The 275-nt window shown below is 43.3% G+C and carries 1 pseudogene; it reads right to left on the reverse strand.

Annotated elements, in window-relative coordinates:
* Nucleotides 1-64 precede the first annotated feature (64 nt).
* Nucleotides 65-275, reverse strand: a pseudogene (locus tag FY046_RS23665) (integrase); the annotation flags it as partial.

Below are 275 nucleotides of genomic sequence, written 5' to 3' on the forward strand. Positions count from 1 at the left end.
CGGAGTGAACGGGTAAACGTTATCCTGTACACCATCGTCTTTTTCGTAAAAACACTTGTTTGCATAAATCTGGCATATTTTTCTTTTGAGTTTTCTTAAAGGCGTTACCGATATTAACGCCCGGAACAGCGCCAATAAGCCGGGTATTTTTGGCGTATACCATCACCTCATTAATGCGCTGGCTTGAACCGGCTGTATGGCTTTGAGCAGAGCATTGGCTTCGATGTCGGTAATGCAGATTTCACCAATAACAGGAAAAACATCTCTCTCCAAAG

Source organism: Erwinia sp. 1181_3 (assembly GCF_052824965.1).